The organism is Dokdonella koreensis DS-123, assembly GCF_001632775.1.
Lineage (GTDB): Bacteria > Pseudomonadota > Gammaproteobacteria > Xanthomonadales > Rhodanobacteraceae > Dokdonella > Dokdonella koreensis.
The window spans coordinates 1,929,253-1,953,617 of record NZ_CP015249.1 but is presented as its reverse complement, the minus strand read 5'-3'; the positions used below and the strand labels follow the sequence as shown (position 1 = coordinate 1,953,617).

The window sequence follows — 24,365 nt, the reverse complement described above, 5'->3', positions numbered from 1 at the left end:
GGGTCTACGGATGAGAGCCTGGCTGCCGGTTTCGCCGCTGCGCCGTTGCGTGATCGTTGTGCTGTCGTCGCTGCTGGCCGTGCTGGCCGCCTGCAGCAAGCCGCCGCAAGGCGTTCCGGAGGTGCAAGACCGCAAGCCGGTCGCCGCCGAGCCGGCCACCGCAGCCGAGAGCTTCGCGGTCGCCTCGGCACGCGCCGAGCCCTACCAGGGACAGCTGGCGCTCACGCTGGAGTTCACGCGGCCGCTGACCGGATCGCAGGCCTTCGACAGCCTGATCGAGGTGACCGGCGCCAAGGGCGAGACGATCACCGGCAGCTGGGCGCTCGACGAGGACGGCAAGACGCTGCGCTTTCCGTTCGTCCAGGCCGACGCCCACTACAGCGTGCGCATCAAGCCGGACCTCGGTGCCGCCGACGGCAGCACGCTCGGCCAGCCGACCGAGAAGTCGGTCTACACCGGGCCGCTGGAGCCGGCGGTGGGCTTCGCCTCGCAGGGCAGTGTGCTGCCCGCCCGCGAGACGCGCGGCCTGCCGGTGGTCTCGGTCAACGTGGCCGAGGTCGACGTCGAGTTCCTGCGCGTCGCCGACAAGGAGATACCGAACTTCTTCGCCGCCTACCAGCGCAACGCCCGGCGCTCGGCCTGGGAGCTGGACCCGCGCTACGGCTGGTACGGCCAGAAGGGCAAGCCGGTGGCACGGATCGCCGAGTCGGTCTACGCCAACCGCTTCGCGCTCGGCGGCCGGCAGAACGAGCGCACGCTGTCGTACCTGCCGATCCAGAACATCGCCGAGCTGGCCCAGCCGGGCCTCTACTTCGCCGTGATGAAGCGCGCCGGCAGCTTCGGCGAGGAGTACGAGACGAGCTTCTTCTTCGTCAGCGACATCGGCCTGCACACGCGCGCCTACGCCGACACGCTGTTCGTCCATGCCGCGTCGCTGAAGACCGGCGGTGCCACCGGCGGCGTGGAGGTCGCGGTGATCGATGCCAAGGGCGAGACCGTCGCCAGCGGCACCACCGACGGCAACGGCAACGCACTGCTGGCCTACACCCTGAACGCGGCGCACGTGCTGACCGCGCGCGCCGGCCGCGACATCTCGCTGCTGCCGTTCAACCAGCCGGCACTGGATCTCTCCGATTTCGCGGTCAGCGGCCGCCGGCAGGAGCGCTTCGACGTGTTCGCCTGGTCCGGGCGCGACCTGTACCGGCCCGGCGAGACGGTGCGCCTTTCCGCCCTGCTGCGCGACTACGACGGCAAGCCGATCGCAGCGCAGCCGCTGTTCCTGACGCTCAAGCAGCCCGACGGCCGCGTGTTCGCGCAGGCCAAGCTCGAACCGGGCGAGCTCAACTACTTCGACTGGTCGCGCGAGATCCCCGCCGACGCCCCGACCGGGCGCTGGCAGGTCGAGTTCCGGCTCGACCCGGCCGCCAAGGAAGCCAGCCAGGGCATCGCCTTCCGCATCGAGGAGTTCCTGCCGGAACGGCTCAAGCTCGACCTGGCCACCTCGCAGGACCGGCTCAAGCCCGGCGAGGCGCTGGCGCTGGAGGTCCAGGCCGACTATCTGTACGGCGCGCCGGCCGCCGGCAACCGCTTCACCGCACGCCTGACGGTGACGGCCGACCCGCACCCGGTCGAGACGCGCAAGGACTACTTCTTCGGCGATCCGACCGTCGACCTGCCGAAGGAAGCCAAGGACATCATCGAGGTCGAGCTCGACGAAAAGGGCCACCACGCCGAATCGATCACGGTCAGCGAGGAAGCCAAGCCAGCCACGCCGATCGCGGCGATCGTAGCCGGCAGCGTCTACGAGACCGGCGGCCGCACCGTCACGCGCACGCTCAAGCGCACGCTCTGGCCGGCCGAGGCGCTGGTCGGCGTGCGGCCGCTGTTCGATCCCAAGGACGGCGCCAGCTCCAATGCGCGCGCCGGCTTCGAGGTGATCCGCAGCAACGCCGCGGGCGAACTGCTCGGCGGTTCGCCGCTGAAGCTGACCCTGGTGCGCGAGCGCCGCGACTACCACTGGGTCTACGACAGCCAGGGCGGCTGGCGCTTCAACTACACCGAACGGCAGGAGAACGCCGAGACGCGCGACCTGCCGCTCGAGGCCGGCAAGGCGACGCGCCTGGACGTGCCGGTGGAATGGGGCAACTACCGCGTGGAGCTGTACGACCCGGACACCGGGCTGACGATGCGCTACCCGTTCTACGCCGGCTGGAGCTGGGGTGACGACAACCGCGGCCAGGAGGCACGTCCGGACAAGATCAAGCTGGCGCTGGACAAGGAGCGCTACCGCGCCGGCGACACGCTGAAGGTGACGATCACGCCGCCGCACCCGGGCGAAGGCCTGCTGCTGGTCGAGTCCGACACCCTGCTGCACGCCCAGCCGATCGACGTGCGTAAGAACGCGACGATCGAGATCCCGGTGACCGAGGCCTGGGAGCGCCACGACGTCTACATCACCGCGCTGGTGTTCCGCGGCGGCTCGGCGACCGAGAAGGTGACGCCTGCCCGCGCGGTGGGCGAGGCCTTCGTGCCGATCGACCGTGCCGGCCGCAAGGTCGACGTGCAGCTGGAGGTGCCGCCGCTGATGAAGCCGGAGACCACGCTGCCGGTGACCGTCAAGGCGCCGGCGCTCGCCGGCCGCCGCGCGTCGGTGACGGTCTCGGCGGTGGACGTCGGCATCCTCAACATCACGCGGTTCCCCCGGCCCGACCCCAACGGCTGGTTCTTCGCCCAACGCCGGCTCGGCATCGACGCCTACGACCTCTACGGGCGCGTCATCGAGAGCTTCGAAGGCGGCATCGCCCGGCTGCGCTACGGCGGCGACATGGCACTGGACGCGCTGCCGCAGGCGCGCCGGCCCACCGCCAAGGTGCTGACGGTGGACCTGTTCTCCGGCGCCGTCGCGCTGGACGCCAAGGGCGAGGCCCGGGTCAACCTCGACGTCCCCGACTTCAACGGCACGCTGCGCGTGGTCGCCGTCGCCTTCACCGACGACAGCTACGGCAGCAGCGACACCGAGACCATCGTGCGCGCGCCGCTGGTGGCGGAAGTGTCGACGCCACGCGTGCTGGCGCCGGGCGACCGCTCGCAGCTGACGCTGGACCTGCAGAACTTCTCGGGGTCCGAACGGGTGTTCGCGATCGAGGCCGAGGCCGGCAAGCCGCTGGCGCTGGCCGACGGCAAGCGCACCGTCACGCTGGCCGACGGCGCCAAGACCACGCTGAATTTCCCGCTGACGGCACAGGAAGGCTACGGCGTCGGCACCATCACGGTGGCGGCCCGCTCCGGCACCGACATCGACCTCCGCCGCCACTTCGAGCTGGCGGTGCGGCCGGCCTGGCCGTCGGTGCTGCGCTCGCAGCCGACCGTGCTCGAGCAGTTCGCACCGGTCACCCTCGGCGCGGCCGACCTCGACGGCCTGCTGGCCGATTCGGTGACCGCGCGGCTGACGCTGACCAGCCTGCCGCCGCTGCCGTTCTCCGCCGCGCTCAAGGGCCTGCTGGCCTACCCGTACGGCTGCGCGGAGCAGACCACCAGCAAGGGCTACGGCGCCCTGCTGCTGGACACCGCGACGGCCGACAAGCTCGGCGTGGAAGGCCTGGCGGCCGACAGCCGGCGTGCCCGCGTCGAAGGCGCGCTGGGGCGCCTGGCGTCGATGCAGGTCGGCTCCGGCCATTTCGGCATGTGGGGCGGCGACGGCTACGTCAACGAGTTCCTGACGCCGTACATCACCGAGTTCATGCTCGACGCACGCGAGGAAGGATTCCTGGTGCCGGAGGCGACACTGCAAAAGGCCCTGCAGCGCCTCAACGACGACCTGCTCTCGGGCGGACACCCGTACTACGGCTACGACCACAGCGACCACCTGCGCTTCGCCGACCAGGCCTGGTCGGCCTACGTGCTGGCGCGCGTCAACCGCGCCCCGCTCGGTACCCTGCGTGCGCTGTACGACAACGATCGCGGCAAGTCGCTGACGGCCTTGCCGCTGGTCCACCTCGGCATCGCGCTGAAGCTGATGGGCGATGCGCCGCGTGCCGAGCAGGCTATCGCCGAGGCCTTCGCCAAGACCGTCGATCGGCCGTCCTGGCTCGGCGACTACGGCTCGGACCTGCGCGACACGGCGCTGATGATCTCGCTGGTCCGCCGCTTCGGCCTCGGCAAGCCCGAGTACGAGGGGCGCGTGTTCGACCTGGCACGCGGCGTCCGCTCGGAAACCGGCCCCACGAAATCGCGCTGGACCTACCTCAGCACGCAGGAGCAGATCGCGATCGCGCGCCTCGGACGCACGCTGATCGCCGACAACGGCAATGCCGTATCGGGCACGCTGACGATCGGCGACGCGGCGACGCCGGTGGAGCCGGCCCAGTTGTGGAGCCGCGAATTCACCGCGGCCGACCTGCGCGCCGGCGTGCGCCTGGCGCCCCAGGGCGACCTGCCGGTCTACCTCAGCACCGACATCGCCGGGGTGCCGAGGACCGCACCGCCGAACGACGACACGCACGTGTGGATCCGCCGCCGCTACTACACGCTGGACGGCAAGCCCTGGGAGCCGGCCCCGCTGAAGGAAGGCGACGCGCTGATCGTGGGCCTGCGCCTGGAGGCGCGCGAGGCGATCCACGACGCGCTGCTGGTGGACCTGCTGCCCGGTGGCCTGGAGATCGAGAACTTCAACCTGACCGACGCCAAGCAGTGGGCCGACGTCGTGGTGGACGGCATCACGCTGAGCGATCGCGCCTCCGCCGCCGAGGTGCGCCACGAGGAATTCCGCGACGACCGCTATGTCGCCGCGCTGAGCCTGGACCAGGGCCAGACCGCCCAGGTGTTCTACCTGGTGCGCGCGGTTTCGCCGGGTTCCTTCCTGGTGCCGCCGCCGCTGGTCGAGGACATGTACCGGCCGCAGGTCCGCGGCATCGGCCGCGGCGAGCCGGCGCGCATCGACGTGGGACCGCCGAACGCCTCGCCATGAGGCGCCTGCCGGCCGGCGGCGGCGCTGCGGCGGGCCCGCGCCTGCGCGGCGGCCGCCGCGCGGCAGGCGGCGACCGCTGCTCCTCAGCCCCCGCCGTCGCCCGCTGCGGGCGCCCGCACGCGGACGCGGAAGACCTGGGTCTGTACCGGGCCGGTGCGGACGCGCGCATCGATCCGCTCGAAGCGCAGCGCCGCCTCGCCCGGTGCCAGCGCACGGAACCGCCACTCGAACACGGCGCCCCCGCCGATCCGCCGGTCCGCTGGATCGGCAGCCACCCGCCGGCCGTCGACCACGGTCTGCACCGTGCCGGCCGGCGCTGCCGCCAAGCGCCAGTGAATGCCGGTGCTGGGATTGGAAAAGACACGCCAGGTCAGCTCGTCGCCCACCTGCACTTCGCGGGTGCCGGCGCCGCCCAGGGCGTGGGTCTCGGCCTGCACCGGCCCGCTGGCCGCGGACAACGCCAGGGCCACGGCAGACACCGCAAACCGCGTGATCGCACCGTAGGTCATCGCACCGTTCCTGCACCGACCGCTGCCGCGCCAGCGTACCCCACGGCGCCTGGACGGTGCAGCCGCCCGAATCCCAGCCGGACGTGCCGGAATGGAACCTGAGGCCCCCGCCGCGCGGAGCCGCCGATGCCGCTAGCGTGGCGACGCCGGCTGCGGCGTGGGCTGCTGCTGGTCGTGCTGGTAGCCGCGGTACTGGCGGTGCTGGACCGCTGCTTTCCGCTGCCGCTGCCCGATGCCTCCGGCGCGGGCGCGATCGTGCTGGCGCGCGACGGGCAGCCGTTGCGCGCCTTCCCGGACCGCGACGGCGTGTGGCGCTATCCGGTCACGCCCGAGCAGGTCTCGCCGCTCTACGTCGAGGCCCTGCTGACCTACGAGGACCGCTGGTTCGCGCACCATCCCGGCGTCAACCCGCTGGCACTGGCACGTGCCGCCGGCCAGGGCCTGCGCCACCGGCGCATGGTCTCGGGCGGCTCGACGCTGACGATGCAGGTGGCGCGCATCCTCGACGGCACGCCGCACGACCTCGGCGGCAAGCTGCGCCAGATCGCACGCGCGCTGCAGTTGGAGCTGCACCTGTCCAAGCGCGAGATCCTGACGCTCTACCTCAACCACGCGCCGTTCGGCGGCACCATCGAAGGCGTCGAGGCCGCCGCCTGGGCCTACCTCGGCAAATCGGCGCAGCGCCTCTCGCGCGCCGAGGCGGCCCTGCTCGCGGTCCTGCCGCAGGCGCCGACACGATTGCGCCCGGACCGCAATCCGGACGTCGCCCGCGCCTACCGCGACAAGGTGCTCGACCGGATGGCGCGGCTCGGTGTCTGGAGCGCCGGCGAGGTCGCCGATGCCCGCATCGAGACGGTCGCCTCGCGCTCGCTGCAGCCACCGATGACCGCGGCCCTGCTGGCCGAACGCCTGCGCACGGCACGGCCGGGTGAGCGCCGGCTGGCGTCGACGATCGACGCCGGGCTGCAACGCGCGCTGGAAGCCCGCGTCGCCGACTACCTGGCACGCCTGCCCGAGCGCACGTCGGCGGCGCTGCTGGTCGTCGACAACGCCTCGCTGGACGCACTCGCGTATGTCGGCTCCGGCGCGTTCGGCAGCGAGGCGCGGCTGGGCCACGTCGACATGGTGCGCGCCTGGCGCTCGCCCGGCTCGACGCTCAAGCCGTTCCTCTACGGCCTGGCGCTCGACGATGGCCTGATCCATTCGGAAAGCCTGCTGGTCGACGCGCCGCAGGCCTTCGGCGGCTACCGGCCCGGCAACTTCGACATGGCCTTCAACGGTCCGGTCTCGGCCGCGCAGGCGCTGCGGCTGTCGCTGAACATCCCCGCCGTCGAGCTGCTCGATCGCCTCACGCCGGCGCGTTTCGCCGCGCGCCTGGAGCACGCCGGCATCACGCTGCGGCTGCCGCGTGGCGCCGCGCCCAACCTGTCGATGATCCTCGGCGGCGCCGGAGCGCGGCTGGAAGACCTGGTCGGGGCCTATGCCGCCTTCAACCGTGGCGGCGTCGCCGGCCGCGTGCGCTACCTGCACGACGCGCCGGCGATCGACCGGCGCGTGCTTTCCGAAGGCGCCGCCTGGATCGTTCGTGAGATGCTCGAGGCCAATCCGCGACCCGGCTATGCCAGTGGCAGCTTCGACACCGGTTCGCGCCCGCGCGTGGCCTGGAAGACCGGCACCAGCTACGGCTTCCGCGATGCCTGGGCGCTCGGCACGACGCGCCAGTACACGGTGGGCGTCTGGATCGGCCGCCCCGACGGGACGCCGCTGCCCGGCCAGTACGGCGCGATCACGGCGCTGCCGCTGCTGTTCCAGGCGATCGACAGCCTGCCGCGCGCCAGCGTCGCGCCGGCACCGCAGCCGCCGCCCTCGACGGTGAGCCAGGTCGAGATCTGCTGGCCGCTCGGACTGGCCTACGATCCCGCGCAGCCCGAGCTGTGCCATCAGAAGCACCGTGCCTGGATCCTCGACGGGGTGATCCCGCCGACGCTGGCCGAGCGCGAAGCCACGCGCTGGAGCGCCGGCGTGGTGCGGCTGAACGTCGATGCCGCCAGCGGCCACCGGCTCGGTCCGGGCTGCGACGACAGGGCAGCCCGTCCCCTGGCCATCGCACGCTGGCCGGTGGCGGCCTATCCGTGGCTGCCGCGCGAGACACGGCGGCGCGCCAGCCTGCCACCACTCGCCGCCGGCTGTGCCGACGACGGCCTGGCGCACCTGCAAGGCCTGCGGATCGACGGCATCAGCGACGGCGCCACCCTCGCCCGCGCGCCCAACAGCGACAAGCCGGCCCGCGTGCGGCTGCGTGCGCTGGGCGCCGAGGGCGAGGTGTTGTGGCTGGTCGACGGCCTGCTGGTCGGCCGCACGCAGGGCGGCCAGCCGATCGAGCAGCCGTTCGCGACCACCGGCGAACGCACCCTCACCGCGCTCGCCGCCGACGGTGCCTACGCGCAGGTCCGCATCCGCGTCCTGCGCTGAACGATGCAGTGCAGCTTGTCTGGATTCGATGCGGCGCCAGACAATGGCCCCGCTCGACGGTCGGCCGCGTGCCGGCCCACCGTTGGCCGGCTCGTCCACGCACAAGGAAACGACGATGGCAGCATCCGGATCGAAGCGTCCCTCCCCCAGCACGCCTGCGCGGCCCTCCTCCAGGCCTGCGCGAGGGCCGTCCGCCACGGCCAGGCCCGCCGCGAAGAAGCCGGTCACCAAGAAACCGGTCGCCAGGAAACCGGCCGGGAAGCAACCGGCGGCACGGCCGGCGGCCGCGACGCCTACCGGCGCCGGCGGTACCGGCGGTACCGGCCAGACGATCTGGTTGGCCGGGCTCGGCGCGCTGGCGCGGGCGCAAGCGGAGGGAACGCGCCTGTTCGAAACCCTGGTCAAGGCCGGCGTCAACTTCGATACGCGCGTCCGCAAGAACGCCAGGGCGCAGGCCGGCGATTTCAGTGCGCTGATCGGCACGGCCGGCGAGGATCTGGGCGAGCGCAGCCGCGAGCTCTGGAAGCGTATCGACGGCCTGTTCCAGGAACGCCTGGACCAGGCGACGGCGGCGCTGCCGCTGGTACGCCGCAGCGAACTGCAGGCGCTCGCCGCGCGTCTCGACGAGCTGGCACGCAGCGTCGATCAGCTGCAGCGATCGGCGAGCAAGGCCGCTGCGCCCGCCGTGCGCACGGGCGCCGCCGAACGCCGTCCGGTCGCCCATGCGGTCAAGCGCGTGCGCGACGAATTGGCCGATGTCGCCAAGGAACTGGAGAACGCACAGATCGCGGCACGCGCTCCGGCCCGCAAGACCGGCACCGCGCGCAAGGGCTGACCGGCCGCGTTGACCGGCTTTTCGGTCGCTGTTCTAATCGACGGCCGGTTCCTCTCGACCATGCGACGCGCGCAGGCCCCCGCCATGCCAGACGACCTCAAGGCCGCTTTCCAGATTGCCGTCGAGCGCGTCAGGGAGCTGGCCGAACGTCCGGACAACGACACCCTGCTCAAGCTCTACGCGCTCTACAAGCAAGGCTCCGAAGGCGACGCGTCCGGCCCGAAGCCGGGCTTCTTCGATTTCGTCGGCACCGCCAAGCACGAAGCCTGGGTCAAGCTCAAGGGCATGAGCCGCGACGAGGCGATGCTCAAGTACATCGACCTGGTCGAACGTCTCGGGCATCCGGCGGACGGCACCGCGCGCTCCTAGAACGCCGCGCCCCGGGAACGAAACGCGTACCGGCACCGGCCGGTGCCGCGCAGGTCACGCCTGCGGGCCTTCGGCGGACCGCCCGCAGCGAGGCCGCGGGACCGCTCGCTGCCCGCGCGGATCCGGGCGACCGCTACGACGGAAGCCGGCGGATGTGCGCGCCGAGCGAGCCGAGCTTTTCCTCGATGTTCTCGTAGCCGCGATCGATGTGGTAGACGCGGTCCACGGTGGTATCGCCCTGGGCCACCAGGCCGGCGAGCACCAGCGAGGCCGAGGCGCGCAGGTCGGTCGCCATCAGCGGCGCGCCGGTCATCTGCGGCACGCCCTTGATGATCGCGGTATTGCCTTCCAGGCGGATGTCGGCACCGAGCCGCTGCAGCTCGTGGGCGTGCATGAAGCGGTTCTCGAAGACCGTCTCGGTGATCACGCCGACGCCTTCGGCGATGCAGTTGAGCGCGGTGAACTGCGCCTGCATGTCGGTCGGGAAGGCCGGATACGGCGCGGTGGTCAGGTTGACCGCCTTCGGGCGGCGCCCGCCCATGTCCAGCTCGATCCAGTCCTCGCCGACGTTGATGTCCGCGCCGGCCTCGGCCAGCTTGCTCAGCACCGCGTCGAGCGTCTTCGGACGCACGCGCTTGGTCGTCACGCGGCCGCCGGTGATCGCCGCGCCGACCAGGAAGGTGCCGGTCTCGATGCGGTCCGGAAGCACGTCGTAGTCGGTGCCGTGCAGGCGCTCGACGCCCTCGATGACCAGGGTCGCGGTGCCGGCGCCCTCGATCTGGGCGCCCATCGCGTTGAGGCAGTTGGCCAGGTCGATCACCTCCGGCTCCTGCGCGGCGTTCTCGATGATGGTCGTGCCCTGGGCCAGCACCGCGGCCATCATGATGTTCTCGGTGCCGGTCACGGTCACCAGGTCGAGGTTGATGCGGGTGCCGCGCAGGCGCTTGGCGCGGGCGCGGATGTAGCCGTTCTCGACGGTGACGTCGGCACCCAGCGCCTGGAGGCCCTTGATGTGCAGGTCCACCGGCCGCGAGCCGATCGCGCAGCCGCCCGGCAGCGAGACGTCCGCCGCGCCGAAACGCGCGACCAGCGGTCCCAGCACGAGGATCGACGCGCGCATCGTCTTGACCAGGTCGTAGGGCGCGAAGTAGTGCCGTGCCGCCCGCGGATCGACCTTGATGCGCATGCGCTCGTCGACGACCAGCTCGACCCCCATCTGGCCGAGCAGCTCCATCGTCGTGGTGACGTCGTGCAGGTGCGGCACGTTGCCGATCGTGACCGGCTCGTCGGCCAGCAGGCAGGCGGCGAGGATCGGCAGGACGGCGTTCTTGGCGCCCGACACGATGACTTCACCGTTGAGCGGTTGCCCGCCGTTGATCACGATCTTTGCCATTGAGGTGGTTGGAGGTCCGAAGTTCAGGAAATGGTAGGAAAGGCGGAAAACCGATCCGCCGGCTGTGCCGCGACGCCGCTGCCCGCTCAGCCGCGCGCTTCGTCCGGCGTGAGCGTCCTCAGCGACAATGCGTGGATCGCTCCACCCATCAGGTCCCCGAGCGTCGCATAGACCATGCGATGCCGCGCCAGCGGCAGCTTGCCGGCAAATGCGGGACTGACGACGAGCGCCTCGAAATGGACCCCGTCGGGCCCCTGCACCTGCACCTGGGCGTCGGGCAGCCCCTGCCGGATCAGATTCTCGATCGTGGATGTGTCCATGGGCGGCGTGGCTTGTGGCGGGAAAAGGGCTGCGACGGTCGGCGACCCGGGCCCGTCTAGGGCGCAGGTACGGGCTTGCAGCTACAATGGAGGACGCGGATGTTACTGAAAAACTCCCATTTCCGAAACGCGGACCTTTCCGATGCCGATGTTTCCATTGCCTTCCTGCCCTTGATGAACGCCCAAATCCAGCCGGTCGCCGCGAAGCTCGCCCCCACCCCGATCGACGGCGAGGCGCTGCGTCGCAGCGCGCTCAACGTGGTCACGATCGAGGCGCAAGCCATCGATGCCCTCAAGAACCGCATCGACGGGAACTTCATGCGGGCCTGCCAGGTGATGTTCGACTGCGCCGGCCGCATCGTGGTGTCCGGCATGGGCAAGTCCGGCCACATCGCGCGCAAGATCGCCGCGACCCTGGCCTCCACCGGCACGCCGGCGTTCTTCGTGCACCCGGCCGAAGCCAGCCACGGCGACCTCGGCATGATCACGCAGAAGGACGTGGTCCTGGCGCTCAGCAACTCCGGCGAGACCGACGAACTGCTGACGATCCTGCCGCTGATCAAGCGCCAGGGCGTGCCGCTGATCGCGATGACCGGCAATGCCGCCTCGTCGCTGGCGCGCCTGTCCGACGTCCACCTGGACGTCTCGGTGCCCGAGGAAGCCTGCCCGCTCGGCCTGGCGCCCACGTCGAGCACGACGGCGGCCCTGGTCATGGGTGATGCGCTGGCGATCGCGCTGCTCGAGGCCCGCGGCTTCACCGACGAGGACTTCGCCCGCTCCCACCCGGCCGGCACGCTCGGCCGCCGGCTGCTGCTGCACATCGGCGACGTCATGCACACCGGCGAGGCGATTCCGTCCGTCGACACCCACGCGACGCTGTTCGAGGCCGTGCTCGAGATGACCCGCAAGGGGCTGGGCATGACCGCGATCACCGACCCGGAAGGGCGCCTGCTCGGCGTGTTCACCGACGGCGACCTGCGCCGTGCGGTCGACGACGGCGACATCGACCTGCGCACGACGCCGGTGGTGCGCCTGATGACGATCAACCCCAAGACGATCGGGCCGGACAAGCTCGCGGTCGAGGCGGCCCGCGTCATGGAGGCGCACAAGATCCATGCGCTGCTGGTGGTCGACAGCGACCGGCGCGTCGTCGGCGCCCTGAACATTCACGATCTGTTGCGCGCACGGGTGGTCTGATCGCGTCGCCTGGCGGGGCGCGGCCGCGCCCGGCACGTTGCCATGGCCGGCGGCGTCCCGGGTACCATTGCCGCCCTCACCCTCCGCGTCCGCCCGCCATGCTGCCCGACGACCTGCCCGCCGACATCCGCGCCCGCGCGGCCCGTATCCGCCTCGCCGTCTTCGACGTCGACGGCGTCATGACCGACGGCCGCCTCTGGTACGGCGAGGACGGTCACGAGATCAAGGCCTTCCACGTGCACGACGGCCTCGGCCTCAAGCGCCTGCTGGCCAACGGGATCGAGGTGGCCGTCATCACGGCGCGCATCAGCCGGACCGTGACCGAGCGCATGGCCGACCTCGGCGTCGCCCACGTCTACCAGGGACAGGACGACAAGCTGGCCTGCTTCCGTACGCTGCTCGGCGCGCTGGGGCTCGAGCCCGACCAGGCCGCCTATACCGGCGACGACCTGCCGGACCTGGCCGTCATGCGCCAGGCCGGCTTCGGCGTGGCGGTGGCCAATGCCCATCCGTGGGTCCGTGAACGCGCGCACTGGCGCACGCGCCGCAGCGGCGGCGAGGGCGCCGTCCGCGAGATCTGCGACCTGCTGCTGGCGGCCCAGGGGCGCGCCGAGGCCGAGCTCGCGCAGCACCTGCGATGACCGACCGGCGCTACTGGCTGGCCGTGCTGGCGCTGGCCGTGATCGCGCTGGCGACCCAGATCCTGGTCTGGATCAACCGGCCGCGCGTGGACGAACAGACCTACGGCGGCCCGCCCCGCTCGGACTACACGCTCGCCGATTTCACGATGAACGCGCTGGACGACACCGGCCGCCTGTCGTTCGCGATCAGCGGGCCGCGTCTGGCCCGGCGCGGCGAGGACGGCTCGATCTACGTCACCGATCCGCGCTACACCCTGCTCGACGACCAGGGCCAGCCCTGGCTGGGCCGGTCGAACTCGGCCTGGATCGACAAGAGCGGATCGACGATGAAGCTCGAAGGCGACGTCGTCCTGGAGCGCAAGGCCGACGGGCCGATCCAGCCGGCCACGATCCACACCTCGGACCTGACGACCTGGCCGAAGACCGGCAAGCTCGAAACGGCCGCGCCCACACGGATCGAGCAGCCCGGTTCTATACTGCGCGGCACCGGCCTGCGCGGCGACATGAACACGAAAGTCCTGGAGTTGCTTTCCGATGTCCACAACACCTTCGAACCCCGTCCACGTCGGCGTTGATTCGCCGCTTGCCCGAGCGCTCCTCCTGCTGGCGGCGGTCCTGCTGCCGGCCGGGCCGGCCCTGGCCCTCAGCACCGACCGCAACCAGCCGCTGGACATCAAGGCGCAGTACCAGCGCCTGACCCAGGGCCGTGCGACCGGCAGCGACACCAACTTCGGCACGCTCACCGGCAACGTCCGCGTCGAGCAGGGTTCGCTCAAGGCTCAGGGCGACGAGGCCAAGCTCTACGACACGGCCAAGGGCGGCGGGGCCGGCGGCGACAACCAGGTCCGCCGCATCGTGCTGACCGGCAAGCCGGCGCGGCTCGAACAGCGGATGGACGGTGACGGCGGCCTGATGAAGGCCACCGCGGCGACGATCGAGTTCAACACCGACACCGGCGTGGCCGATCTCAACGGCGATGTCGTGGTGGTCCAGGAAGGACGCTCGGAGTTCCGTGGCGCGCAGATGACCTACAACACCAATACCGGCGCGATGGAAGGCGGCAGCAGTGCCCCCGGCAGCGAGGTGCACCTGCGCTTCCTCCCGAAGACCGCGCCACCGGCGGCCGGCACGCCCTGATGCTGAGTGCCGAAGGGCTGCGCAAGAGCTTTCGCGGCCGCAACGTCGTACGGGACTTCGGCTTCGCGGTGGAGGCCGGCGAGGTGGTCGGCCTGCTCGGCCCCAACGGCGCCGGCAAGACGACCTGCTTCTACATGGTCGTCGGCCTGATCGCCTCGGACGCCGGCGTGATCCGCCTGGACGAGGTCGACATCACGCACCAGCCGATGCACGTCCGTGCCCGCATGGGGGTCGGCTACCTGCCGCAGGAGCCGTCCGTGTTCCGCCGGCTCAGCGTCGCCGAGAACATCCTGGCGATCCTCGAGCTGCGCGAAGACCTCGATGCCGCCGGGCGCATGGCCGAGCTCGAGGCGCTGCTGCAGGAGCTGCAGATCGGGCACATCACCGGGCAGAAGGGACAAAGCCTCTCGGGCGGCGAACGCCGGCGCGTGGAGATCGCGCGGGCCCTGGCGGCCAAGCCGCGCTTCATGCTGCTGGACGAACCGTTCGCCGGCGTCGACCCGATCTCCGTCGTCGACATCCAGCGCATCGTCCGCCACCTGAAGGATCGCGGCATCGGCATCCTGATCACCGACCACAACGTCCGCGAGACGCTCGGCATCTGCGACCGCGCCTACATCATGAGCGACGGCGTGGTGCTGGCGCAGGGGGTTCCGGCCGACATCCTGACCAACGAGCAGGTGCGCGAGGTCTATCTCGGCCGCGAATTCCGGATGTAGCAGGCCGGATGCGGTGCGGCGGCGCCTGTCGCTGCGCTGCGTCGGTGCGGCCGTGACCCGGGCACGTCCACCGAGCCTGCCGCACGGCCAAGCCTGTTCCCTTCCCGCGACAACGTCAAGCCCTGCCCGCCTTCGCGATTTAGCGCTAGGATTTCTCGTCAGGGGATTGGCATGATCCACGCATGAAACCTGCTCTCCAGCTACGCGTCAGCCAACAACTGGCGCTCACTCCGCAACTCCAACAGGCCATCCGCCTGTTGCAGCTTTCCCGCATGGAACTGGAGCTGGAGCTGGCCGTCGCGCTGGAGTCCAATCCGCTGCTGGACATGACCGACGGCGACGCGGACTTCGACGAATCGGGCGAGTCCGAGCCGGCCGACGTCGGCGAGACCGACGCCTCCCCGGCCGAATCGGCCAGCGAATCCAGCGCCGACGACGACGGCCCGCTCGACCTCTCGCTCGAGCACAACGAATACCGCGGAACGCCGACCGACGAGGACGGCATGGAACCGCAGGACGCGGAAGCCGAGGACCTGCGCGACCACCTGCTCTGGCAGCTCAACCTGACGCCGATGTCGCCGCGGGACCGCACCATCGCCACCGCGATCATCGAGGCGGTGGACGACGACGGCTACCTGACCGAGCCGGGCGAGGCGCTGGCCCAGAGCGTCTCGCAGCTGTTCAGTGTCTCCGCCGACGAAGTGGAGGCGGTCCGGCATCGCGTGCAGCGCTTCGATCCGCTCGGCGTCGCCAGCCGTACGCTGCGCGAATGCCTGCTGGTACAGCTGGAAGCCTGCAGCCGCGACACGCCGGCGATCGCGCTGGCCGAGGTGCTGGTCGACCAGCACCTGGACCAGCTGGCGCGCAACGACCGCGGCAAGCTGTGCCAGAAGCTGCGCGCCAGCGCCGACGAGCTCGACGGCGCGATCACGCTGATCCGCTCGCTCAATCCCAAGCCCGGCGCCGGCCATTCGGCGGCGCCGGCCGAGTACGTGGCGCCCGACGCCTATGCGATCAAGCACAACGGCCGCTGGCAGGTCTCGCTGTCGCCCGGCTGCCAGCCGCGGCTGTCGATCAACCAGCACTACGCGGCCCTGATCGCACGCGCCAAGCGCGACGACGCCAACTACCTGCGCAGCCAGCTCCAGGAAGCGCGCTGGCTGATCAAGAGCCTGCAGACGCGGGCCGACACGCTGCTGAAGGTCGCCACCGCGATCGTGCGCGCGCAGGAGGCCTACCTGGAGTTCGGGCCCGAGGCGATGCGCCCGCTGGTGCTCAAGGACGTGGCCGACGAGATCGGCATGCACGAGTCGACGGTCAGCCGCGTGACCACGCGCAAGTACCTGCACACCCCGCGCGGCACGTTCGAGTTCAAGTACTTCTTCTCCAGCGGCGTGACCACGATCGACGGCGGCGCGGCCTCGGCCACGGCGATCCAGGCGATGATCCGCAAGCTGGTGGCCGACGAGCGGCCCGAACGGCCGTTGTCCGACCAGGCCCTGACCTCCGAACTGAACAACCGGGGCATCAACGTCGCCCGGCGCACGGTCGCCAAGTACCGCGAGGCGATGAACATCCCCTCTTCCAACGACCGCGCACGCCTGAGTTGATACCTCCCGGAACACCCCCATCCCTCTTTCAAAGGAACCTAGCGGCCCGATTCGTGTCCGACAGCTTCAAGCCCGCCTCGCGTCTCGAAGGCGCGATGCGGCAAATGCCGGTAATCCCGGCTCACCCGCAGTAACGGAGGTCGTCATGCAGATCCACGTCAAGGGGCATCAAGTCGAAGTCACTCCCGCGATCCGCGACTACGCGCTGGGGAAGTTCGAGCGACTCGGCCGAACCTTCGAGCAGGTCAACGAGATGACGATCGTGATCAGCGTCGAGAAGCTGCTGCACAAGGCCGAAGTCACCTTGCTGTCCGGTGGCCGCACCCTGCATGCCGAGACCACCGCTGCCGACATGTACGCCGCGCTGGACGCGCTGGTGGACAAGCTCGGCGCGCAGATGCGCAAGCTCAAGGGCAAGCGTGCCGATCACCATGCCGATGAGGTACGCTCGGCACGCTACGCCTGATGCCCTGATGCGAAGGACGCCCGCGCCACCACATGCCACTGCTCGATCTCCTGCCCGCAGAGCGGGTGCATGTCGGCGTCAGCGCCGGTGACAAGCAACACCTGATCCACCGCCTGGCCGGCATGCTCGCCGTCGACGACGGCGAGCGGCCGGCCATCCTCGATTCCCTCCTGGCGCGCGAACGGCTGGGGGGTACCGGCCTCGGGCGCGGCGTGGCGATTCCGCACGGCCGCACGCCCCAGATCGACACCGCCCGCGCCGCCTTCGTGCGTTTGGCCGAACCGATCGACTTCGGCGCCGGCGACGGCCGGCCGGTCGACCTGGTGGCCGCGCTGGCGGTTCCCGCGCACTTCACCGACGGCCACCTGCAGCTCCTGGCCGAACTGGCCCAGATCTTCTCCGACGAACGGCTCACCGACGGCCTGCGGGCGGCGCCCGATGCCGCCACGATGCGCGCGAAACTGGCAGAATGGGCACGCGCTGCCCGTCAGTCCGGCTGAGGCGCGCCGAAGCGGCCCGTGCGCGCCGCGCCGTGCCCCAGAGAGCCGCCGCTTGGATCGAGTCACCGCCCGCGAGATCTTCGACGCCGTCAGCGAGCGCCTCGCATTGCGCTGGGTCAGCGGCATGCGCGGCGAGAACCGCGTCATCGAGCCGGTCGGCGCGCAGACGCGCCGCCCGTCGCTGGTCGGCTATCTCAACATCATCTACCCGAACAAGGTCCAGATCATCGGCACCGAGGAGCTGAGCTACCTCGACGGGCTCGACTCGCGCCAGCGCTGGGAAACGATCGAGCGCGTGATGAACTACAAGCCGATCGCCCTGGTCGTGACCAAGGACCAGGCGGTACCGGCCGACCTGCGCGAGGCCGCCGACGAATCGCAAACCCCGCTCTGGGCCAGCCCCAAGCGCGGACACGAGCTGCTGACCTACCTGCAGTACCACCTGGCACGCGCGCTGGCGCGCCAGATCACGCTGCACGGCGTGTTCATGGAGGTCAACTCGATCGGCGTGCTGATCACCGGCGAGTCGGGCACCGGCAAGAGCGAGCTGGCGCTGGAGCTGATCACACGCGGCCACCGCCTAGTGGCCGACGACGCCCCGGAGTTCACCCAGATCGCGCCCGACGTCATCGACGGCACCTGCCCGGAGATGCTGCGCGACCTGCTGGAAGTGCGCGGCCTCGGCATCCTGAACGTGCGCGAGATGTTCGGCCATACGGCGGTCAAGCAGTCCAAGTACCTGCGCCTGATCGTCCATCTGCAGCCGCAGCGCCTGGACGTTCCCGGTGACAGCATGATCCGGCTCACCGGCGACGTCGGCTACCGCGAGGTGCTGGACCTGCAGGTGCCGCAGATCGTCATTCCGGTTGCGCCCGGGCGCAACATCGCCGTCCTCGCCGAAGCCGCGGTGCGCAGCCACATGCTCAAGACCAAGGGCCTCGACCCGGCCCAGACCTTCATCGACCGCCAGGCGCACCAGATGCGCCGCCTGCCGCCATGGTAGACGCGCCGCTCGATGCCATCCCCGTCCCGCGGACCCAGTTGATCGTCGTCAGCGGCCTGTCCGGCTCCGGCAAGACGGTCGCGCTGCGCACGCTGGAGGACCTGGACTACTACTGCGTCGACAACCTGCCCAGCGCGCTGATGCCGGCCTTCGTCTCGGCCGTCTCCCAGGATTCGGTGGCGGTGCACCCGCGGCTCGCGGTCGGCGTCGACGTGCGCAACCGGCGCCAGGACCTGGACCGGCTGCCGGGCATCCTGGCCGACCTCGCCAGTTCGGGCATCGACTACCGCCTGCTGTTCCTGGACACGCGCGACGACGTCCTGCTCAAGCGCTATTCCGAATCGCGGCGGCGCCATCCGCTCTCGATCGACGGCGTCGCGCTGGCCGACGCGATCGTGCAGGAACGAAAGCTGCTGCGGCCGATGCAGGCGATCGCCGACAAGGTCATCGACACCAGCGACATCAACGTCCACCAGCTGCGGCGCCTGGTCATCACCGAGATGGGCCAGAAGAGCGGCTCGATGACATTGCTGTTCGAGTCGTTCGCCTACCGGCGCGGCGTACCGCCCGACGCCGACTTCGTGTTCGACGCCCGCGCCCTGCCCAACCCGCACTGGAACCCGTCGCTGCGGCCGCTGTCCGGCAAGGACGCCGTGGTCCGCGAATGGCTCGAGCAGCAGCCGGACGTCGAGCGGTTCCGCACCGACGTGGCCGGCTTTCTCGACAACTGGCTGCCGCGGTTCGAATCGGAAGGCCGCAGTTATGTCACCATCTGCATCGGCTGCACCGGCGGCCGCCATCGCTCGGTCTACCTGGCCGAGCGCCTCGCCGAACATTGCCGCGAGCGCTACCGCCAGGTGCTGAGCTACCACCGCGAAATGGAGTGACGATGAGCGTCGGCGTATTGCTCCTGACCCATGAAGCGATGGGTGGCGCGCTGATCACGGCGGCGCGCCACGTGCTCGGCAAGCTGCCCCTGCCCCTGGACGTCATCGAGGTGCAGGCCGGCTCCGACCCCGACAAGACGCTGCGCGACGCCACCGTCCGCGCGCGCTCGCTCGACGGCGGCGACGGCGTGCTGGTGCTGACCGACCTGTACGGCGCGACGCCCTGCAACGTCGCCCAGCGCCTGCCGGGACTGGGCGTCCACATGCACTGCGTGTCGGGCCTGAACCTGCCGATGCTGCTGCGCGTTCTCAACTATCCCGAGCAGAAGCTCGATCAACTGGCCGAGACCGCCGCCAGCGGCGGTCGCGGGGGAATCTTCGTCGACCATGCTTGAACGCGATATCACCGTCAGCAACCGGCTGGGCCTGCACGCACGGGCTTCGGCCAAGCTCGTGCAGGCGCTGCAGGGGTTCCAGTCCAACATCTTCATCACCTACCGCGGCAAGGAGGTCAACGCCAAGAGCATCATGGGCGTGATGATGCTGGCGGCGGGACTCGGCGCCCAGCTGCGCCTGCGTGCCGACGGCACCGACGAGGAAGCGGCGATGGCCGCGATGATCGACCTGTTCGAGCGCAAGTTCGACGAGGGCCAGTGACTTGGGGTGCATTGCGGACCTGCCGCTGCCTGCCGGACCGCCGGAAACGGGGCGGCGGCGCAGGACCAGGCATGGCGCGACGCGGCGGCGCGTGACGTCCGCAATCTAGGCTAGGGAGCGCAATCGAGCGTGCGATCGGTACTCAAAGGCGGCAGTGCGGCGCGCGGCATGGCGCTCGGACGGGCGCGCCTGGAACAACCCGGCCGCATCCTCGTCGACGAGCGCCCGCTCGCACCCGAAGACGTCGAGTCCGAGGTCCAGCGCCTGCTCGCCGCCGTCGGGCTGGCGCGCGAGGAGCTCCGGTCGCTGCGCGACAAGCTGCAGGGCACGCTGGCCAACGAGGTCGGCGATTTCCTCGACGCGCACGGCATGATCCTGGCCGATCGCGACCTGATCGCCGGCCTGGTCGACCTGGTCCGGCGCGGGCGCTACCGCGCCAGCGCGGCCCTCAAGATGCAGCGCGACAAGCTGGTGGCCGTGTTCGAGGCGATGGAAGACGCCTACCTGCGCAGCCGCAAGGAGGACATCGACCACGTGATCGGCCGCGTGCAGGCAGCGCTGGTCCGCGAATCGAGCCTGGAGGAACGCAAGCTGGCCTCGCGTGTCGGCGAGATCCTGGTCAGCGACTCGGTCGCGCCGGCCGAGCTGGTGCCGCTGGCGGAGAACGGCATCCTCGGCGCCGTGCTGACCAATGGAAGCCCGCTGTCGCACAGCGCGATCCTGGCCCGGTCGCTGCGCCTGCCGATGGTGGTCGGCGCGGACGACGCGCTCGGCTCGATCGGCGACGGCGACCTGATCCTGATCGACGGCGACCACGGCGAAGTCGTCGTCCACCCCAATGCCCAGGACATCGCGCGCTACCGCAACTGGCAGCGCGAGCAGATCCAGCTCGGCAAGCGGCTGGCCCGCCTGCGCGACGCGCAGACCGAAACCCGCGACGGCGTGGCGATCCGCCTGCACGCCAACGCCGAGATGCCGGCCGACATCGCACGCGCACGGCTCTGCGGCGCGGCCAGCATCGGCCTGTACCGGACCGAGTTCCTGTTCCTGCAGCGCAGGGAGATCCCGGGGGAAGAGGAGCAGTTCCTCGCCTACCGCGACCTGGTGCTGGGCATGGGCGGCCTGCCGGTGACGATCCGCACCCTGGACGTGGGTGCCGACAAGGCCGACGCGTCGGGCCTCGCGCTGGAGGACGAACCCAATCCTGCGCTCGGCATCCGCGGCGTCCGCCTGGCGCTACGCCACCCCCAGCTGATGATCACGCAGCTGCGCGCGATCCTGCGCGCATCGAGCTACGGGCCGGTGCGCATCCTGGTCCCGATGATCACGCTGGTCGAGGAAATCCTGAGCGTGCGGCGGATGCTGGACGAATGCGCGCGCGACCTGCGCTCGACCGGCCACGAAATCGCCGGCCATGTCGAACTGGGCGCGATGATCGAGGTCCCGGCGGCGGCGATCGCGCTCGGCGGCATGATCCGCCACGTCGACTTCATCTCGATCGGCACCAACGACCTGGTGCAGTACACGCTGGCGGCCGATCGCGCCAACGACAATCTCGGCACGCTCTACGACCCGCTGCACCCCGCCGTGCTCAAGCTGCTGGCGCAGATCATCGCGATCGCCCGGCGCGCCAAGCGGCCGGTCACGCTGTGCGGCGAGATGGCCGGCGACACGCGCTACACGGCGCTGCTGCTGGCGCTCGGCCTGACCGACCTCAGCATGCATCCGGGCGTGCTGCTGGAAGTCCGCGACCAGATCGGACGTCTGGAGCATGCCGCGCTGCGCCGCCAGGCGCCGGTCCTGCTGCGCGCCACCAATCACGCGCGCATCACCGGCGTGCTGCAGCGCATGCAGGCCTGAGCGGAATGACGGCGTCCACCCTGTTCGCGCGGCTGCGCGGCCGTCCGCTCGCCGCCTGGATCGAAAGCGGTCGCGACAACATGACGCTGACGCGCCTGCTGGCGGCGGTCGCGGTCCTGTTCGGGCACAGCTACGCGCTGGCCGGCCTCGGCATGGCCGAGCACGATCCGGTGCGGCGCCTGCTCGGCCAGACCTACAGTCATTTCATCGGCGTCATGATGTTCTTCACGATCAGCGGCCTGCTGATCACCCTGGCCTGGCAGCGCCGTCCGCAGCTGGCGTACTTCCTGCGCTCGCGCGCGCTGCGCATCCTGCCGGCGCTGCTCGCGTGCGTGGCCGTGTGCGCGCTGCTGCTGGGCGCCGTGTTCACGTCGCTGCCGATCGCCGACTATTTCTCCGCGCCGGCCACCTGGCGGTACATCACCGGCAACGCCAGCCTGATCGACCTGCAATGGCGCCTGCCGGGCGTGTTCGCCGCGAACCCCACGACCGACTACGTCAACGGCTCGCTGTGGACCTTGCCGGTCGAGGCCGGGCTCTATCTGGCCGTGGCCGTCGTGGGCGCTGCCGGGTTGCTGACCCGGCGTACCTGGCTGGCCACTGCCGCCGTCGTCCTGCTCGCCGGCGGCTGGCTCTACCGGCCGCTGACCGGTCCGGAGCCGGTCGGGATCGAGACCGCCCTGATCGCGTTCTTCGCGTTCGGCGCCCTGTGCTGCATCAACCGGCACTGGCTGCCGTTGTCCGGCGCCCTGCTGCTGGCGATCATCGCCGCCGCCTGGATCGCCTACGGCACGCCGCTCTACCAGCCGCTGCTGGCGCTGGCGATCGCCTACGGCACGCTCTGGCTGGTCTATGTTCCGCGCCTGCCGCAATGGCGCCTGGGCGATCTTTCGTACGGCACCTACCTGTGGGGGTTTCCGGTCCAGCAGGTGCTGATCGCGACGACCGACCTGCGCGAGCCGCTGCTGATCTTCGCCGCCTGCCTGCTGCCGACGCTGGCGCTGGCCGGGCTGTCCTGGCACGCGATCGAACGCACGGCACTGCGCCTGAAGCAGCCCGCGCGCAACGCCGCGGCCTGACCGGCCTTTCGCGCCCCGCCGGAGCTGGGATAATCGCTCCTCCGCCGGGCGTGCCCGGTCCCTGCAGGAGTGGTCTTGGCATCGGCGATCCGCCCACGCACCTCCCGTCGCCCGCGCTGGCAGCGCCTGTTGCGCTGGGCCGGCGCAATCGTGCTGGCGGCCTGGATCGCCAGCGTGCTCAGCGTGCTGGTCCTGCGCTTCGTGCCGCCGGTGACGTCCGCCTTCATGGTGGCGCGCTGGATCGAGGCAGGCGCCGAGGGCGATCGCCGCTTCACGCTGGACTACCGCTGGCGGCCACTGGCGGACATCTCGCCGAACCTGCCGATCGCCGTGGTCGCCGCCGAGGACCAGAAGTTTCCGGACCACCGCGGCTTCGACCTTGCCGCGATCCGGTCGGCGATCGACGCCGCCGACGAAGGCGGCCGCCTGCGCGGCGCCAGCACGATCAGCCAGCAGGTCGCCAAGAACCTGTTCCTCTGGTCCGGGCGCAGCCTCGTGCGCAAGGGCCTGGAGGCCTACTTCACGGTACTGATCGAAACGCTGTGGCCCAAGCAGCGGATCATCGAGGTCTACGTCAACATCGCCGAATTCGGCGACGGCATCTACGGTGCCGAAGCGGCGGCCCGCCACTACTTCGGCAGGCCCGCATCGGCGCTGGACGGCCGCCAGGCCGCCCTGCTCGCGGCGGTGCTGCCCAATCCGCGCCAGTACCGCATCGATCCGCCGTCGCCGTTCGTGCGCCAGCGGGCCGGCTGGATCGAACGCCAGATGCGTCAGCTCGGCGGCCCGGCCTATCTCGGCCTCGACCGCTGACGCGGAGGGTCGCCACCCACCGCGGGCCGGCGCCGGAACGCGTTACGGACGTTGAGGCAGGGCCGGTTGTGCCGCCGCGTCGGCCGGCCTGAAAACCAGCTCCCGCTGCGGCAGGCGGATGCCGGCCGCGTCGAACCGCTGCTTGATCGCCAGCAGCAGGTCCGACTGCACCACGCCGACGTCGCCGGAACGCACCCAGGGCCGGACCGCGAGCTTCAGGCCGCCCTCGGTCAGGCCCAGGGCCAGGACCTCGGGCGCCGGGCTTTCCAGGATGCGCGAATCGGCCTGGACGATCGTACGGATCTCCTCGATCGCCCGGCCGATGTCCTCCTGCGAGCCGATGTCGAGCAGGAGCTCGATCCGCCGCGTGGTACGCGCGCTGGCGTTGACGATCGCGTCGCCGGCGACCTTGCTGTTGGGCAGGATCACTTCGCGGTTGTCGGCAGTCAGCAGGTGGGTGTGCATCAGGCTGACGTTCTGCACGGTCCCGCTGACGCCCGCGACCTCGATCGACTGGCCGATCCGGAACGGGCGGAACACCATCAGCAGCACGCCGGCGGCGATGTTCGACAACGAGGCCTGCAATGCCAGGCCGATCGCGAGGCCGGCCGCGCCGAGCGCGGCGAGCAGCGAAGCGGTCGGCACGCCGAGCCGGTCCAGTACCGCCACGGCCACCACCGACAGCAGCAGCACGAAGACGACGTTGCGCAGGAAGTCGCCGAGCAGCGGATCGGCCCCGCTCCGCGACAGCATGCGGCGCAACCCATCGGCGAGCCGCCGTGCGATGCGCCAGCCGATCAACAACAGCAGCAGGGCCAGCGCCAGCTTCAGCGACCAGTCCGCCACGACGGCCAGCGGATGATCCGACTGCAGCCACCGCATCACGCGTTCGAGGTAGTCCATGCGCCTATCCTCTCATCACCGGTGGCGCC

General features: G+C 70.7%; 23 protein-coding genes. 19 read left to right on the top strand and 4 right to left on the bottom strand.

Annotated features, from left to right (window positions below; translation table 11 throughout):
* The first annotated feature begins 10 nt into the window (after positions 1 to 10).
* The gene (locus I596_RS07860; RefSeq protein WP_067646118.1) at positions 11 to 4,966 is read left to right on the top strand and encodes an alpha-2-macroglobulin family protein; all 4,956 of its coding nucleotides are present in this window, start codon (positions 11 to 13) and stop codon (positions 4,964 to 4,966) included.
* Between the two features lie 83 nt (positions 4,967 to 5,049).
* Here the strand turns inward: I596_RS07860 and I596_RS07855 are convergent, their stop codons facing one another.
* Positions 5,050 to 5,475: a protease inhibitor I42 family protein gene (locus I596_RS07855; protein WP_067646116.1), complete on the bottom strand. Its 426-nt coding sequence runs from the start codon at positions 5,473 to 5,475 to the stop codon at positions 5,050 to 5,052.
* 126 nt (positions 5,476 to 5,601) lie between these two features.
* On the opposite strand from I596_RS07855, the gene pbpC reads away from it, so the two are divergent.
* The 3 genes from pbpC to I596_RS07840 all read left to right on the top strand — a co-directional run bounded on the left by pbpC (position 5,602) and on the right by I596_RS07840 (position 9,151).
* Positions 5,602 to 7,947: a penicillin-binding protein 1C gene (gene pbpC, locus I596_RS07850; protein WP_083965451.1), complete on the top strand. Its 2,346-nt coding sequence runs from the start codon at positions 5,602 to 5,604 to the stop codon at positions 7,945 to 7,947.
* Positions 7,948 to 8,062: 115 nt separating this feature from the next.
* The gene (locus tag I596_RS18745; protein ID WP_223303936.1) at positions 8,063 to 8,782 is read left to right on the top strand and encodes a phasin family protein; all 720 of its coding nucleotides are present in this window, start codon (positions 8,063 to 8,065) and stop codon (positions 8,780 to 8,782) included.
* Between the two features lie 84 nt (positions 8,783 to 8,866).
* Positions 8,867 to 9,151: an acyl-CoA-binding protein gene (locus tag I596_RS07840; protein ID WP_067646114.1), complete on the top strand. Its 285-nt coding sequence runs from the start codon at positions 8,867 to 8,869 to the stop codon at positions 9,149 to 9,151.
* A 133-nt stretch (positions 9,152 to 9,284) separates the two neighbouring features.
* On the opposite strand, the gene murA is transcribed toward I596_RS07840, so the two are convergent.
* Together murA and I596_RS07830 are read right to left on the bottom strand one after the other, a co-directional pair.
* Complete coding sequence (gene murA, locus I596_RS07835) at positions 9,285 to 10,544, bottom strand: UDP-N-acetylglucosamine 1-carboxyvinyltransferase (RefSeq protein ID WP_067646112.1); 1,260 nt, start codon at positions 10,542 to 10,544, stop codon at positions 9,285 to 9,287.
* 86 nt (positions 10,545 to 10,630) lie between these two features.
* Entirely contained in the window at positions 10,631 to 10,864 is a 234-nt protein-coding gene (locus I596_RS07830; RefSeq protein WP_067646110.1) for a BolA family protein, read from the bottom strand.
* A gap of 174 nt (positions 10,865 to 11,038) precedes the next feature.
* Between I596_RS07830 and I596_RS07825 the strand changes: the two genes are divergently transcribed.
* From I596_RS07825 to mtgA, 15 genes are all read left to right on the top strand, one after another.
* Positions 11,039 to 12,061 (top strand): KpsF/GutQ family sugar-phosphate isomerase, encoded by a 1,023-nt coding sequence (locus I596_RS07825; RefSeq protein ID WP_067646108.1) that lies wholly within the window; start codon positions 11,039 to 11,041, stop codon positions 12,059 to 12,061.
* 98 nt (positions 12,062 to 12,159) lie between these two features.
* A complete protein-coding gene (kdsC, locus tag I596_RS07820) occupies positions 12,160 to 12,702 on the top strand; it encodes a 3-deoxy-manno-octulosonate-8-phosphatase KdsC (protein ID WP_067646106.1) in 543 nt (180 codons plus the stop codon).
* Complete coding sequence (lptC, locus tag I596_RS07815) at positions 12,699 to 13,277, top strand: LPS export ABC transporter periplasmic protein LptC (RefSeq protein WP_067646104.1); 579 nt, start codon at positions 12,699 to 12,701, stop codon at positions 13,275 to 13,277. Before kdsC ends, lptC begins: the two co-directional genes overlap by 4 nt.
* Positions 13,237 to 13,839 (top strand): lipopolysaccharide transport periplasmic protein LptA, encoded by a 603-nt coding sequence (lptA, locus tag I596_RS07810; RefSeq protein ID WP_067646102.1) that lies wholly within the window; start codon positions 13,237 to 13,239, stop codon positions 13,837 to 13,839. Before lptC ends, lptA begins: the two co-directional genes overlap by 41 nt.
* Entirely contained in the window at positions 13,839 to 14,558 is a 720-nt protein-coding gene (gene lptB / locus I596_RS07805) for an LPS export ABC transporter ATP-binding protein (RefSeq protein ID WP_067646100.1), read from the top strand. Before lptA ends, lptB begins: the two co-directional genes overlap by 1 nt.
* Positions 14,559 to 14,740: 182 nt before the next feature.
* Entirely contained in the window at positions 14,741 to 16,168 is a 1,428-nt protein-coding gene (locus I596_RS07800; RefSeq protein WP_067646098.1) for an RNA polymerase factor sigma-54, read from the top strand.
* A 145-nt stretch (positions 16,169 to 16,313) separates the two neighbouring features.
* A complete protein-coding gene (gene hpf / locus I596_RS07795) occupies positions 16,314 to 16,634 on the top strand; it encodes a ribosome hibernation-promoting factor, HPF/YfiA family (RefSeq protein WP_067646096.1) in 321 nt (106 codons plus the stop codon).
* A 32-nt stretch (positions 16,635 to 16,666) separates the two neighbouring features.
* Complete coding sequence (locus tag I596_RS07790) at positions 16,667 to 17,134, top strand: PTS sugar transporter subunit IIA (protein ID WP_067646094.1); 468 nt, start codon at positions 16,667 to 16,669, stop codon at positions 17,132 to 17,134.
* A 52-nt stretch (positions 17,135 to 17,186) separates the two neighbouring features.
* Positions 17,187 to 18,137 (top strand): HPr(Ser) kinase/phosphatase, encoded by a 951-nt coding sequence (hprK, locus tag I596_RS07785; RefSeq protein WP_067646092.1) that lies wholly within the window; start codon positions 17,187 to 17,189, stop codon positions 18,135 to 18,137.
* Positions 18,131 to 19,024 carry an RNase adapter RapZ gene (gene rapZ, locus I596_RS07780; protein WP_067646090.1) on the top strand — a complete coding sequence of 298 codons (894 nt, stop codon included), beginning with the start codon at positions 18,131 to 18,133 and terminating at the stop codon, positions 19,022 to 19,024. The genes hprK and rapZ overlap by 7 nt, the downstream gene beginning before the upstream one ends.
* A 2-nt stretch (positions 19,025 to 19,026) precedes the next feature.
* The gene (locus I596_RS07775; protein WP_067646088.1) at positions 19,027 to 19,419 is read left to right on the top strand and encodes a PTS sugar transporter subunit IIA; all 393 of its coding nucleotides are present in this window, start codon (positions 19,027 to 19,029) and stop codon (positions 19,417 to 19,419) included.
* Positions 19,412 to 19,681 (top strand): HPr family phosphocarrier protein, encoded by a 270-nt coding sequence (locus I596_RS07770; protein WP_067646086.1) that lies wholly within the window; start codon positions 19,412 to 19,414, stop codon positions 19,679 to 19,681. Before I596_RS07775 ends, I596_RS07770 begins: the two co-directional genes overlap by 8 nt.
* Before the next feature lie 129 nt (positions 19,682 to 19,810).
* A complete protein-coding gene (ptsP, locus tag I596_RS07765) occupies positions 19,811 to 21,541 on the top strand; it encodes a phosphoenolpyruvate--protein phosphotransferase (protein ID WP_067646084.1) in 1,731 nt (576 codons plus the stop codon).
* A gap of 5 nt (positions 21,542 to 21,546) precedes the next feature.
* The gene (locus tag I596_RS07760; protein ID WP_067646082.1) at positions 21,547 to 22,620 is read left to right on the top strand and encodes an acyltransferase family protein; all 1,074 of its coding nucleotides are present in this window, start codon (positions 21,547 to 21,549) and stop codon (positions 22,618 to 22,620) included.
* Between the two features lie 75 nt (positions 22,621 to 22,695).
* Complete coding sequence (gene mtgA / locus I596_RS07755; protein WP_067651618.1) at positions 22,696 to 23,433, top strand: monofunctional biosynthetic peptidoglycan transglycosylase; 738 nt, start codon at positions 22,696 to 22,698, stop codon at positions 23,431 to 23,433.
* Positions 23,434 to 23,475: 42 nt separating this feature from the next.
* Here mtgA and I596_RS07750 read toward each other — a convergent pair whose 3' ends face one another.
* Positions 23,476 to 24,336 carry a mechanosensitive ion channel family protein gene (locus I596_RS07750; protein WP_083965449.1) on the bottom strand — a complete coding sequence of 287 codons (861 nt, stop codon included), beginning with the start codon at positions 24,334 to 24,336 and terminating at the stop codon, positions 23,476 to 23,478.
* Positions 24,337 to 24,365 lie beyond the last annotated feature (29 nt).